This is a genomic window from Wolbachia endosymbiont (group A) of Oxytorus armatus (genome assembly GCF_964027005.1).
GTDB classification, from domain to species: domain Bacteria; phylum Pseudomonadota; class Alphaproteobacteria; order Rickettsiales; family Anaplasmataceae; genus Wolbachia; species Wolbachia pipientis.
Window position 1 is genome coordinate 177452 of sequence record NZ_OZ034719.1, and the last position, 14057, is coordinate 191508.

Genomic DNA, 14057 nt, shown 5'->3' on the forward strand with positions numbered 1-14057 from the left:
TATTTATTATAACATAACATTGATTATAATTCTAACATGGACAGATAGAGATTCCAATTACGTTAGTGTTATGGGTGTTAATAAATTTTTAATATACACCTTTACAAAAGAAGAAATCAAATGGCATCTTTTTTTAATAAAGTGCTAATAAAAGGAACGGTCACATTTGACCCTATAGATTCATTATCTATCTTTTCTATAATTTTATCAATGCTATAGAAAGAACGTTCTATTCTTGCTAAAATATAATTAATCACTTTTAAATCAATTTTTAACTGTTTATCTGAAAATCGTTTTATTAGCATAATTCTTAATAATTCCTCGCTTGCAGGCAAAATTTTTACGCTGATAGTTGATAATATTCGAGAACTTAAATCTCTTAGTTTGAAGTTAAGCTTTTTTGGTGAAATTGAAGAAGTGATTAGCAGCCTCTTGTCGTTTTCTTTCATGTAATTGTAACAATGTAATAACATTGCTTCATCTTTAATGTTTTGTACGTCTTCTAAAATAAAAGCATCGCTATACCTAATCTCGCTTACGAAGTTATTCACATTGATAAAGATTGCATCGTTTATTGATTGCCAAATATGAGCAAGATGAGTTTTACCGGAGCTTTTAGGTCCAAAAAGAATCAGACATTTCCAAGATAAATCATTAACTACCGAATTATATACGTGCTTATTTTCATCTAAGATGATGTAATTTTGCCGGCTATAATCAGCTTGATTGTTGTTAAATAAATTTAATTGCACGTTGAACCTCTTACGTAACCTCTTTCTGGTAGTAATTTTTGCGCAGAAATTTACTTACGCTCCTCAAATGTGTCAGGTATTCTGGGCTCATTTCTCCTCTTACCATAAATTGATTATGCAAAAGGTCTGTTAGCCGTTTTTATAAAGCTCACTTTTAAAATATTTATTGATTGCATATTCTACTGATACATTGAACATTGCTATTATTGGAATAAGAAGTAATATACCTGTAAATCCAAAATATGAAGCGCATATAGTAATTCCCAGAATAATTACAGTTGGATGTATATGAACTTTTTTTCCTATTAATAAAGGAACTAATATATTTGAATCTATTAATTGTCCAACACCAAATAATAGCAAAACAGCAGCACTTTCAAACCATCCACTAAATTGAGTGATAGCGCTCAAAAACCCAATAATGGTATATAATAATGGCCCTACGTAAGGTATGAACGTTAACATTCCTGATAAAATTCCAATAACAATAGAGTGTTCCAATCCAATTATGCTCAGACTCACAGAGTAAAAGACCATCATGACAATACATACATTTACCTGCCCCTTTAGATAATTAGATATAATGAAATCCACTTTGGAAAAATAATCTGCAATTTTTCCTCTGTAAGGAATAGGGATTAATTTACTAGCTTTTTCTATAATTAAAGGCCAATCACGTAATATATAGAAAAACACTACAGGAGTAATCACCATTAATGATACCGTGTTAAAGCTTGAACTTAACACTTGGATTATAAAGTTACTAGCAATATCAAGAGCATTCATGAAATAAGATACATAGTTGCTGTAATTTTCTGCTAGATTTTTAGATAAATGATCAAATAAGCTATCCTCGATTTTCATATTAAGAAATTCTAATACAGAGGGGATTACTTTAAGCTTTAATGAAGGCACTTTACTCACTAAGAAATTTAATATTGAAGTAATTTGAACATATATAATAGGTAAAACAAATGTTATGACTAGTATAAAAGCTATTAATAAAATAAGTATTATAAAAATTACAGAACATGAACGTGGTATTCTATACTTTTCAAACTTGACTACTAGCGGATTAAACAAATATGCAATAATAATAGATATTAAACATGGAAAAATCATAGGACGCATCAGGAATAACATCCCTATTATAAAAAGCAGTATGAAACAAATAGTTATATGACGTTTTTGCATGTGTTTAGCATAGCTAATTTACTGAAAAATATGCAATTTATTTTTCCTATGTTGAAAGTATTTTACGATTTGTAATACTATCGTTTTTTACTAAAATTTAGTTGTTTAATCCGCAGGCAAAGATAGATTTTGAGCTCTCTAAATATCTCTTTTGCTATTATAATTATGCTAGTTAATAGGGGAAGTAACTTTTATATGATGTCAGAAATTTTATTTTTCGGAAAGAATCTTGGATAGAGAGGAAAGCTTCTACAAAAAGAAATATGTGCGCTAAGAAATACAAAATAGCAGCATTAATAGTTGCAGCGGGAGTAGGCAGTAGATGCAATTCTACGATTCCTAAGCAATATATAAAACTGGCAGGTAAATCTGTTTTATTTCATACAATTAAAAGATTTCTGGCTAACCAATATACAGATTACATAAGAATAGCAATTAATAGAGACCATGAAAGTTTCTATGAGAAAGCTATATCACTAATTACAGACACTAAATTACTAAGCCCTGTATACGGAGGAGAAAACAGGCAAAGTTCAGTTAAACTAGGGCTTGAAAGCTTACAAAAAGTTAACCCAGATTTTGTAGTTATACACGATGCTTGTAGGCCTTTTGTGTCAGATGTTCTGATAGATAACTTGGTTGAATCTATGATTAATGATCAATATACAGGAGTAGTTCCAGCAATAGAAGTTGAAGACACTATGTCATTGGTGAGTAATAGTTTTATTGAATCTACGATTTCAAGAGGAAAGCTCAGAGCCATACAAACCCCTCAAATTTTTAATTTCAAAGAATTATTATCATGCCATCAATCAGTCAAAGAATTTACTGACGATTCATCACTAATGGTAGAGCACAAAAAACATGTTGCGATTATTAAAGGTGAGAAAAGCAATTTTAAGTTAACCACAAAAGAGGATATCAATATGGCAAAGCTTCTTTTTGAAGAGCCAAAATTTCGTGTCGGAGCCGGTTATGATATACATAAGTTCATTAAAGTTCAAAATGGTGCTGAAAGCTTTATAAAAATTTGCGGTGTGAAAATTGAACACAACATGGCAATAGAAGCGCACTCTGATGGTGATGTTGCAATACATGCAATCGTTGATGCAATACTCGGAGCACTGGGATGTGGCGACATAGGAGAGCACTTTCCTCCTAGTTCCTCTGAATGGAAAGATTGCAATTCATCTCACTTTCTTGACTTTGCTGCTAAAAAAGCAAAAGAAAAAGGGTACAGCGTGTCTAATTTAGATATTACTATAGTTTGTGAAGAGCCTAAAATATCGCCTTACAAAGTAGAAATGAAGAAATTCATATCAAAAGCATTAGAAATTGATGATGAATTTGTAAATATCAAAGCAACCACTGCAGAGAAATTAGGTTATATTGGAAGAAATGAAGGAATAGCAGTGCATGCTTCTGTGTTATTGCATACAAACTTTTATTGGAAATAGAAACGAAAAAACTTACTTGACACCCTTCGCCAGCCCCCTTATCATGAAACTGAAGCTATTTATTTATCTTCTCTGTACAGATTAAATGACAAAAAAACTCAACGTATTTGGCGTCTCATGTTTAATTTTTTGCACTATGTGCACCTTATGTCTTTATCAAGTTTCTAGCTATACAAGCTAAAATGCGCTTATAAAGCATTTAAAACATCAAAAAACGCCAACTTAAAAAATGGATAGTGAGTAATTAGCTACCCTAGGTTTTCTTTGCCTTTTTTTCTGTTTAGTAAATTTCTTAATGTTTATAATTTAGATTAGTTGCGGCTTAAAAGCAGATGAATCGCGGTTATTAAACGTTTAGAATAAAAAAACGCCATACTTGAAAGTATAATGTAAGTAACTAGCCAACCACGGGGCTTCTTTTGCCTTTTTTTCGTTTGGTAAATTTCTTAAACATTTATGGCTAAACGACAACCGTCATCCCGCTACTTGTTAGCGGGATCTAGAGATACCGCGGCGGCATGACGTAGGACTGCTGTCATTCAAGTAGCTGACGCTGGAATCCAGCCTTGCTGTAATCTCATCAAGAACGTTGTGTTTTAACATAAGATCAGCCACTTTTATGCTTACCAACTTAATAAAATTCCTGGATCCAAGTAGTCAGGCTACTCGGATGACACCTTCATAAAGTGAAATGAGATCCCGCTAACAAGCAGCGGAATGACGGGAAAAGAGGTGCTGGGATGACACCTTCACAAAGTGAAATGAGATCCCGCTAACAAGCAGCGGGATGACGGGAAAAGAGGTGCTAGAATGACACCGTTTACTATGTAACATCTCATCATATCACAATGTTCGTACAGTTGTGGCGGTATGACGTAGAAAAACTGTTAACTTAAATCTATATTGACATGTCCCATTTTACGCTTATCCCTAACCTCTTTTTTCCCATATATGGTTAAACTAGCTTTTTCGTTGCTCAAATACTTATGAGAATCATATATATCATTACCTATTATATTTTTCGTCATACAAGGAAAGCGTAATACTACTTCCTGCATAGGTAACCCGCATATTATCCTAACTAGCTGTTCAAATTGACTAACGTTACATGCATCCAAGCTCCAGTGGCAAGAATTGTGAGGTCTGGGAGCTAGTTCATTAACTAACAATTCGTTATCTTTAGTAACAAAAAATTCAATAGCCAGAATTCCTATTACATCAAGCGCATTTGCTATTTTCTTTGCAGCTCGTTGTACCTCTTGAGTTAATTTGCTATCTATTTTAGCTGGCACTGTTGAAGTATCAAGTATTCCATCAACGTGGTAATTTTCTGCTATAGGAAAAAAAGCTACTTTACCGTTTTTATCTCTTGCAACGACTATTGAAACCTCTTTCAGTAAATCAACACTTGCTTCAAGAATGTACTCTGTATTCCAATCAAAGGAAGCAAATTGCTTCACTTCAGAATCATTCTCAAGCACATATTGCCCTTTTCCATCATAACCCATTTCTGTTGTTTTCAGCCTTGTTGGATAGCCAAAAGCTCTACTGCTTTTCAGTAGCTCATTATAATTTTGTATACTTTTGTATTTAGCAGTTTTTATACTCAAGCTTCTAATGAAATCTTTCTCTCTAAGCCTATTTTGCGCAATGTGTAACGCTTTTTTACCCGGATAAAAATTTACATCGATATCAATTGCACTACATGGAATATTTTCAGACTCAATAGTGACCAAATCCACACTCTGTGCAAAAGATTCAAGCGCTTTCTTATCAGAGAAATCTGCTATTGTGAAATCATCAGCAATAGAACAAGCTGGATCGTCTTTAGCACTGGCAAAAACATGTATTTTTTGTCCAAGTTTTGTTGCAGCGATAGCAGTCATTTTACCTAATTGTCCACCACCTATTATTCCTATTACTTTTTTGCTCAGCGCATCTGGTTCATTCATACTATAAATTGATGTTTCCTAATTAAAGTATACTTGAAAAATCTATGAAAAAAGTATATAATTAGAATGTTATCTTTTTATCATGAATATTCTATAATGATTCTAGAATACACACTAACTACCAACTTTGTTGAAGTTACAGTTTTACCAATTTATATTGAAGAGCAATCCATTCCTTATGAAAATTGCTATGTATGGATGTATAACGTTAAGATAAAAAACAAAAGCCAATCAACTATTCAATTGTTAAGTCGTCATTGGCAAATAATAGATTATAAGGGAAAAGTAAATGAAATTGCCGGAGTTGGTGTTATCGGAGAACAACCTGTGATAAAATCTGGAGAGGTATTCAAATACACAAGTGGAACATACTTAAATGCACCGTCAGGAATAATGCAGGGTAAGTATGAATTTCTGAATGAAGAAAGCATAAAAATTTTTGAGGTTATGATACCACCCTTTTCTTTGGATAGTCCATACGTCAAAACTAGACCCCATTAACTATCAAAATAGTTTATTTGTAACCAGACTGCATTCTGTGATTTTTAGCAAAACATGATCTTTCATTTGAGCTTTCTTCAATTTAAAATAAATACAGAAACTAGCTATCTTCAAAAATATGGTTGAATAATTGTTAATAATAGTGTATAATTATTAATATTTTCAAGCATTTTTGCCATGGCTCTTTCAAAATTTCTCGATCCTCGCAATGATTTGTGTTTCAAAAAAATCTTTGGAACGGAAAAAAATAAGAATATCCTGATCCACTTTTTGAACGATATTTTAGGGTTTACTGAGATAAATGCAATACAAGAAGTTGAGTTTCTTAGCACTATTATGGATCCCGAAGTTGCCTCTGATAAACAAAGTATTGTTGATGTTCTCTGCAAGGATTCTCATGGAAATAGATATATAGCAGAAATGCAGCTCGCTAGAGACAAGGGCTTCGAAAAACGCGCTCAATTATATGCCGCTAAAGCCTACTCAAGACAATTAGATAAATCTGGCAACTACATTGATTTAAAGAAAGTCTTCTTTATTGCTATATCAAATTGTAACTTACTTCCTGAAGAAGTTGATTATATTTCTACTCACAATATACGTGATATAAAAACTAACGGCCATTACTTAAAAGATTTTCAGTTTGTCTTTATTGAGTTGCCTAAATTCGCAAAAAATAAAGTAGAGCAGTTAGAAAGTATAGTAGAAAGGTGGTGTTTCTTTTTTAAATACGCAGAAGAAACAACAGAAGAGGACTTAAAAGAGATAGCAGAAAAAGCGCCAATAATAAAGCTAGCATATGATGAATTAGACAAGTTTCGTTGGAACGAAAAAGATTTAGTAGCCTATGAAGAAAGGATAATGGATCTACGCAAAGAAGAAGCTATTCTTGAATACAGACTTGATCTTGCTGAAGAGAAAGGTATACAAAAAGGTATAGAGAAAGGGAAAATTGAAGTCGCAAAAGCAATGCTGGCTAATAATGTTGATGTCAACACTATTGTTAAGTTTACTGGCCTTTCTATTAGTGAGATTGAAGAATTAAGTGGAAATCTGTGAACGGTTACGTTTATTTTTTATCCCTATCATCAAGTGTAAATAAGGTTATTGTAGAGATTAAGCCTATTATAACTATTATTAACGAAAATGGGGCAGCTTCTCTATAGCGCTCATCGCTTACAAGTTCATATATTCTAGTTGATATAGTTTCAAAATTAAATGGTCTTATAATAAGTGTTGCTGTGAGCTCTTTGATAGTATCCATAAATACGAGCAAAAATCCCGATAATATACTCTTCTTGATGAGAGGGATATGAACATTCAAACATGTGGAAATAGGTCCATGACCCATGGTATATGCAGTCCACTCAATTTCATTTGGTGTTTTTTTGAGCCCTGACTCTACCGCCTTGAAAGATATAGCAAAAAAACGGAATAAATATGAGTAAACTAATGCGCCAATAGTTCCTACTAAGCTAATTTCCACAACATATTGAGTAATGAAAGAGGATATTCTGCTTAAAAATATTATTATACTAATTGCGATAATTGCATTTGGAATTGCGTAGCCTAAAGAAATGAGACGCGCTATATTGTTGATTACCTTATTTTTACGCGCCGTATATCCAATCATTATTGCAATGCTAATTGAGATTAATGCGGTGATAAATGATAAACTAACGCTATTTGCTATTATGTTATAGAATCTTGCTTCGTATATGAAAAACCCCTTCTCTATGCTCCAATATATGAGCGGAATCATTGGCAAAATAAAACCTATTAATATCGGCAATACACACATAAGATAAGCAAAGATCAACGGTATAGCGCCACTTATACTCCGTTTATTGTGATAATCTGAATTGGTATTGATTGAAGAGTAGGATATTCCTTTTTTTTGTAGTTTTTTTTCGATAGCTATTAGTGTTGCAACGAAAATCAACTCTGCAACTGCTAAAACAGTAGTTGAATATTTGTCATGCAGTAAAAACCAGGTGCGATATATTCCTGTTGTGAAAGTATCGATAGCAAGAAACTGTGGTGTGCCGAAATCTGTAATTACTTCCATTAGTACCAAAGACAACCCAGCTATAATTGATGGGCGTATGGAGGGTATGATGACAGAAAACAGGCTCTTCAATGAGGAGAACCCAAGTGTTGACGCAATAGTGACTGAGTTACTAACATTCTTTAGACTTGAGCGGACTAACATATAAACGTATGGATATAGGCTGAATCCCATTACTAATATTCCACCACCTAGGGATTTTATTTCAGGAAACCAATAGTCACCTTTGCTCCAATCTAAAATGTCTCTTAATAAGCTCTGCACCGGACCTGAAAACTCTAGCGTATTTACATAGACGAACGCTACTATATATCCAGGAATCGATATCGGAAAGAACAAAGCAATCTCAAAAATTTTACTTCCAGGAAATGAAAAAAATGTGGTGAGCCAAGCTGGAATTACTCCAAATATGAAAGATATTCCCCCCACTCCTATCATCAAAATTAACGTACTCAGTATATATTCAGGGAAAAGTGTGCTGATTACCCATCCGGAATTTGCTGTATCTGTAAATAGAATTGATATTAATGATAATATTGGACAGACGAATAATATACTTACTAAAAATAAGAATATATTTTTAAATACTCTTAAAAACATTAATTTGAATCTATATTTTATATTAAAATGTTATATGTAAAAACTGAAGATATCCAGTAATTAACAGCCGTACTATTGAATATCTTTATAATTTTGTATATCATGTTTTTAGTTGATAAGTGAATAATCATGAGCTTCGTCATTGCAACTTTCTATCACTTTGTAAAACTCTCTAATTATTATGACATGAAAGACGAAATAAAAGCTGCATGCGACAACATTGAATTAAAGGGTACTATACTCCTTGCAGAAGAGGGTGTTAATGCAACAATATCTGGTGAAAGAAACGCAATTGATAAAATATTCGATTTTCTACGTTCTGATTATAGGCTAAGGGACCTTACATGGAAAGAGAGTGCAGCAGAATATCAACCATTTAGCAAGATGAAGGTAAAATTAAAAAGAGAGATTGTGAATCTTGGTGTAAGCAATCTTGATATTTCCCTTAAGGGTAAATATGTTGATCCAGAGCATTGGGATGATTTTACTTCTCAACCTGACGTTTTAGTAATAGATACACGAAACGAGTATGAAGTGAAATTAGGCAAGTTTAAGAATGCAATTAATCCACACACACAATGTTTCCGTGAGTTTCCTCAGTGGACAGAGTCATTTTCTGAGAGTAAAGACCTGAAAGTGGCTATGTACTGCACTGGTGGGATTAGATGCGAAAAATCTACAGCATATATGAAAAGCCTTGGATTTAGTGATGTTTACCATCTTAAAGGCGGCATTCTTTCTTACCTTGAAAAAACTTATAATAAAAATGGTAATTGGAAAGGAGAATGTTTTGTTTTTGATGATAGAATTGCTGTTGATAACTCACTTACTCCAAGCAACACAATAAAATGCATATTCTGCTCAAATCAAGTTTCAACTGATAAACTGAAATCAGTTCCACGTGGCCAAGTGGTTTGTTCTGATTGTAAACTTCAGTGTTATAGATATAATAAATAAAACATCATACTGCTGCAGTTGTATGCACGTTGTGATTTGAGAGCAACCTCTACCAGAAAGGGTGTCATGCCAGTGCCCAGACACTGGCATCCAGGTTCTTTTTTTCTAGATTCCAGCGTCACACGCTGGAATGACAATAAAGAGCATATGGTTATGCAAGAAGTCTACTTCTTACCCTTAATCAACTCTAAAGCCTTCTCCAGATCTATACTCTCAATATCTGCACTCTTGCCCAAAGCAACGTTTGTTTTACCGCATTTTATATAGAATCCGTACCTACCGTTGCAGATAAAAACTTCTTTTCCCTTTTCATTAACCCCGAGAGATTTTAACTCTTTGCGTGGACTGTTTGCAATAATTTGTACAGCTTCGCTCAATTCTGTATTCAGCACCTCTTTGGAGCTTTTCTTAAGAGAAAAGTATCTACCATCATAGAAAATATAGTACCCAAATCGCCCAAGGCCTATTTTTACTTCCTTTCCGGTTTCAGGGTGTTCTCCGATTACTTTTGGCAAGGAAAGTAACTGAGTAGCGGTGCTCAGATCAATCTCATTAACATTTATATCTTTTGGTATGGAAACCGTTTTTTTCTTTTTTAACTCGTTATTAAACTCCAGATAAAGTCCAAAAGGACCTTTTTTAATTACTACCTCTTGTCCTGTTATATCATCTATACCTAAACTTTTTGGATATTCTGAATTGTCGTTACTGCCCGTAATTTCTTTTGTATGGTTGCATTCAGGATAGTTAGAACATCCAAGGAACACCCCGGCTTTTCCAAAGTTCAATTTCAATATGCCACCTAAGCAAGCAGGACATTTCTTATTCACCTCTTTTTTTCCTTCTTCTGAACAAAACCAATCGATTACCAAATCGTGAATGCCGCTGAAAACTTCATCATGCGTCATTTGCTTGACAGAGTTTACATGACCAAAAAATGGCACCCAAAAGTGGCCTAATTCTTTTTTCCAATCTGCATGTCCATTTGAAATTAAATCAAGCTTTTCTTCCATTTGTGCTGTGAAATCATACTCTACACAACGCTGAAAAAAAGTTTCTAAAAATATAGTAACGATTTTACCACGACTGCTTGGAATAAACCTTTTGCTATCCAATGAAACGTACTCACGATCTTGTAATACCGAAATAATTGTTGCATAAGTTGATGGTCGACCTATACCGATTTCTTCCATTTTTTTTACGATACTTGCTTCACTATAACGAGGTGGCGGTTGAGTGAAATGTTGTTTTGGCTCAACTGAAATCAGCTTGCATGCTTCCCCTTCCTTCATGGCAGGTAGCAGGCCTTCATTTTCGGCTTCCATGTTATCTTGATAGACTCTATAAAAACCATCAAAGAATATACTCGATCCACTTGCTCGCAGAATTACTTTCTGGTCAGTAGAACTAATTTCAACTACCACTTGATCAAGAATCGCCGATTCCATTTGACTTGCAATGGTTCTTTTCCAGATTAAATCGTACAATTTAAATTGCTCTGGTGTTAGATAGTCTTTAATACTACCCGGCGTTCTACTTATATCAGTTGGACGAATTGCTTCATGTGCTTCTTGAGCATTTTTGACCTTTTTTACATATTTACGAGGAGACTGCGGTAAATATTTATCACCATATAATGACTTAATTGACCCTCTAATTGAGTTTATAGCCTCATCTGCAATATGAAACCCATCTGTACGCATGTAAGTTATCAACCCTACAGTTTCACCACCAATATCGATACCTTCATATAAATTTTGCGCTGTGCGCATAACACTTTTCACATTAAAATACAGTTTATTCACTGCATCTTGCTGAAGACTTGAAGTAATAAACGGAGGAAGCGGGTTTCTCTTAACTTGCTTGCGTTCTACTGTGCTTACAGCATATTGCCTTGATTCAATCTCCCTGACTAAGTTCTTTGCTTCTTCTTCATTCTTAATATCAAATTTTTCTAGCTTTTTATTGTCATAGTGGCTTAGCATAGCAAAAAAAGCCTCATCTTTGCTATTTTGCATTTCTGCCTTTATACTCCAATACTCCTGTGTTATAAATTTACTAATTTCATCTTCTCGTTCGCATATAATCTTTAATGCAACAGACTGCACTCGCCCTGCAGACTTGCTTCCCGACAATTTTGTCCACAGCAGTGGTGACAAACTAAATCCAACTAGATAATCCAAAGCTCTACGTGCTTGTTGTGCACGCACTAAATCCATATTAATTTCACGTGGATTTTTTATTGCTTCTTGAACTGCTCTCTTTGTTATCTCATTAAAGACTACTCTATAAATGTTGTTTTCATTACTGATTGCTTTCTTTTCTTTTAATGTCTCTATCACATGCCAAGCCATTGCTTCCCCTTCTCTGTCTGGGTCTGTTGCAAGATATATATCTGATGTTTTGCTTGCGGCTTTTACTAACTCTTTTATATACTTTTCTGCTTTTTCAATGGTTTCATACTTTATAGCAAAATCATTATCCGGATCGACAGAACCGTTTTTTGCTGGAAGATCTCTCACATGTCCAAAGGATGCAGCTACTTTGAACTCTTTACTCAAATATTTACCTATTGTCTTTGCTTTCGCAGGTGATTCAACTATTAATAATGCCATATTGTTAATTATTTTAGTACTTAAAGATAATATGTTGAGAAATATACAATGAAAAGTAAAAAAATATTTTAATGGTTCTTGTGAATTTTACGAACCTGGTTGTGGGACCTTTTCAGAAAACCCTTGGACGTTGCTATTTTTAAGTGACTTTGAAGGCTCATTACAATAGTATATGATCGCAGCAGCAACGAGAAGCTAGATTCCAGTGTCAGCTACTTGCATGACAAAAAAAGGAGCGCTGGGATGACATCCTCCCTTGTGGAAATTGCTCTTAAATCACAATGCTCGTATAGCTGCAACCCTGGAGGTACTGTTTCTCACCCACTGGAGATATTGCACGGTACTATCTACTTGATCATCGTGTCGAGTTTCAGGAAACATTAAAATCTCATACTCAAAATCGTTCAGCCATACTGCTTGATGTGGCAGAAAAACCTTGCCAGACTCTATCATCGGAGCAATCCGGTGGAATCGAGTGAGCTTGTCATCATGTGGCACTATTTCAATAATCGGTAAATCACTGTTTGTCTTTAGCTCTTGCACCAATTGTTGACCACTTGTTTTTGCTTCGATTAAAATTGCGTGTGGCGTCCATCTTGCAGCTAGTGACAAAACCTGTTCTTTAAGCTTTGGATACTCAAGCTTTGCGCGATATACGTCGAGTAAATAGAATTTATTATCTATTTTTGCCCAGGTGGTGCAGACACTAAAGTTGCTCATGTTACTTGTTGAAACCGCAGTATCCCAACTTTGTGTTATATGCGAGAGATTATCAGGAAATTTTTTATAGCGTTTCAACCACTCTGGTTTAATTATACCACTTGAAAGCGGCAGAGGGTTTTGTTGATATTGAGCAGCAAAAGCGTAACTCCCAAGTTCAGCTTTTATTATCTCAACTTCTTCTTTTCCTCCATCGAGGGGATATAACAACTGACCTTCTTCTCTTGAATATAATATCCTTACAGGTGACGCTGGTTTATTATATAATCGCCTGGTCGCACAGTGCTGAGCTACTCGGATGATAGGAACGGGAGGTATTGGCTTTTTGATTGAATAAATAACCTGCTTATTTTCAGAAATCATTGGCAAACAAATATGATGCCATATGTTTTTTGGCTTGGAGAGAAGGTGTCCAGTTAAGTCCTCCTGGTGTAGCCTGTGCATTACAAGAACGATGACTCCTTTTTTTCTATCGTTCAGCCTGGTTACTAAAGTCTGATCAAACCAGTTTGTGGCACGCTTTCTAAGCGTTTCACTCAAAGCTTGAGCAGAACTGAGCGGATCGTCCACAATGATAAAATCACCACCTTCACCAGTTAGTGTTCCACCAACTGATGTTGCGATTCTGTATCCTCTCTGCACTGTTTGAAATTTATATTTTGTATTCTGGTCTTTGGATAGTTCTATCTCTGGAAATAGCGCTCTATACCAACTAGACTGCATCACGCACCTGGTGTCGAGCGAGTGCTTTTCGCTGAGCCGCTGAGAATAACTTGCAACTATTATTCTCGCAGTTGGTTGGTTTCCCAGTATCCATGCGGGCCACGCAACGCTTATGCACATGGACTTCATCGAGCGCGGAGGCATATTGAATGTTATTCGTTTCACTTCACCAGCGCTCGCTGCTTCCAGCCTGTCTGCTATGACTTTTACATACTGATAATCGTTATACTCACACCCCGGCACTACCGTTTGAAAGCACAGTTCAATGAATTTTAGAAAGTTCATGATATAATGTTGAAACCAGCGCGTAACGCTGGGATGACAGAAAAAGGAGCACTGACCCTTTATGGTCTCTTAAATTGCAATTACAAATGTTAAGAAATTTACCAAATAAAAAAAAGGCAAAAGAAGCCCTGGGGTTATTATCCGCTTTAAAATATTGGCGTTTTTTATGTTTTAAACGCTTGACAAGCGAGATTCAGCCGCTTTTAATTGCAACTAACTTACGCTGCAAATGT

At 34.8% G+C, this 14057-nt stretch carries 10 protein-coding genes; 4 read left to right on the forward strand and 6 right to left on the reverse strand.

The annotated features are described in order from the left end of the window. Positions 1-116 precede the first annotated feature (116 nt). Both AAGD79_RS00960 and AAGD79_RS00965 read right to left on the reverse strand, forming a co-directional pair. Complete coding sequence (locus AAGD79_RS00960; RefSeq protein ID WP_006280257.1) at positions 117-752, reverse strand: DnaA ATPase domain-containing protein; 636 nt, start codon at positions 750-752, stop codon at positions 117-119. A gap of 129 nt (positions 753-881) precedes the next feature. Next, positions 882-1946: an AI-2E family transporter gene (locus AAGD79_RS00965; RefSeq protein ID WP_341811431.1), complete on the reverse strand. Its 1065-nt coding sequence runs from the start codon at positions 1944-1946 to the stop codon at positions 882-884. Between the two features lie 263 nt (positions 1947-2209). On the opposite strand from AAGD79_RS00965, the gene AAGD79_RS00970 reads away from it, so the two are divergent. Further along, positions 2210-3403 (forward strand): bifunctional 2-C-methyl-D-erythritol 4-phosphate cytidylyltransferase/2-C-methyl-D-erythritol 2,4-cyclodiphosphate synthase, encoded by a 1194-nt coding sequence (locus AAGD79_RS00970; protein ID WP_341811432.1) that lies wholly within the window; start codon positions 2210-2212, stop codon positions 3401-3403. A gap of 887 nt (positions 3404-4290) precedes the next feature. On the opposite strand, the gene AAGD79_RS00975 is transcribed toward AAGD79_RS00970, so the two are convergent. Then, positions 4291-5355 carry a 5-(carboxyamino)imidazole ribonucleotide synthase gene (locus AAGD79_RS00975; protein WP_265043451.1) on the reverse strand — a complete coding sequence of 355 codons (1065 nt, stop codon included), beginning with the start codon at positions 5353-5355 and terminating at the stop codon, positions 4291-4293. Between the two features lie 99 nt (positions 5356-5454). On the opposite strand from AAGD79_RS00975, the gene apaG reads away from it, so the two are divergent. Continuing rightward, the gene (gene apaG / locus AAGD79_RS00980) at positions 5455-5856 is read left to right on the forward strand and encodes a Co2+/Mg2+ efflux protein ApaG (RefSeq protein ID WP_174516854.1); all 402 of its coding nucleotides are present in this window, start codon (positions 5455-5457) and stop codon (positions 5854-5856) included. Positions 5857-6033: 177 nt separating this feature from the next. Next, on the forward strand, positions 6034-6915 hold the full coding sequence (locus AAGD79_RS00985; RefSeq protein ID WP_341811433.1) for an Rpn family recombination-promoting nuclease/putative transposase: 882 nt from the start codon (positions 6034-6036) through the stop codon (positions 6913-6915). Positions 6916-6925: 10 nt separating this feature from the next. Here the strand turns inward: AAGD79_RS00985 and AAGD79_RS00990 are convergent, their stop codons facing one another. Further along, on the reverse strand, positions 6926-8524 hold the full coding sequence (locus tag AAGD79_RS00990) for an iron ABC transporter permease (RefSeq protein WP_341811434.1): 1599 nt from the start codon (positions 8522-8524) through the stop codon (positions 6926-6928). Between the two features lie 129 nt (positions 8525-8653). Here AAGD79_RS00990 and AAGD79_RS00995 point away from each other — a divergent pair, with 129 nt between their 5' ends. After that, positions 8654-9481, forward strand: coding sequence for a rhodanese-related sulfurtransferase (locus AAGD79_RS00995; protein WP_341811435.1), 828 nt, complete (start codon positions 8654-8656; stop codon positions 9479-9481). Between the two features lie 164 nt (positions 9482-9645). Here the strand turns inward: AAGD79_RS00995 and topA are convergent, their stop codons facing one another. Continuing rightward, positions 9646-12096 (reverse strand): type I DNA topoisomerase, encoded by a 2451-nt coding sequence (gene topA, locus AAGD79_RS01000; protein WP_341811436.1) that lies wholly within the window; start codon positions 12094-12096, stop codon positions 9646-9648. 276 nt (positions 12097-12372) lie between these two features. Beyond that, complete coding sequence (gene terL / locus AAGD79_RS01005; RefSeq protein ID WP_341811193.1) at positions 12373-13824, reverse strand: phage terminase large subunit; 1452 nt, start codon at positions 13822-13824, stop codon at positions 12373-12375. Positions 13825-14057 lie beyond the last annotated feature (233 nt).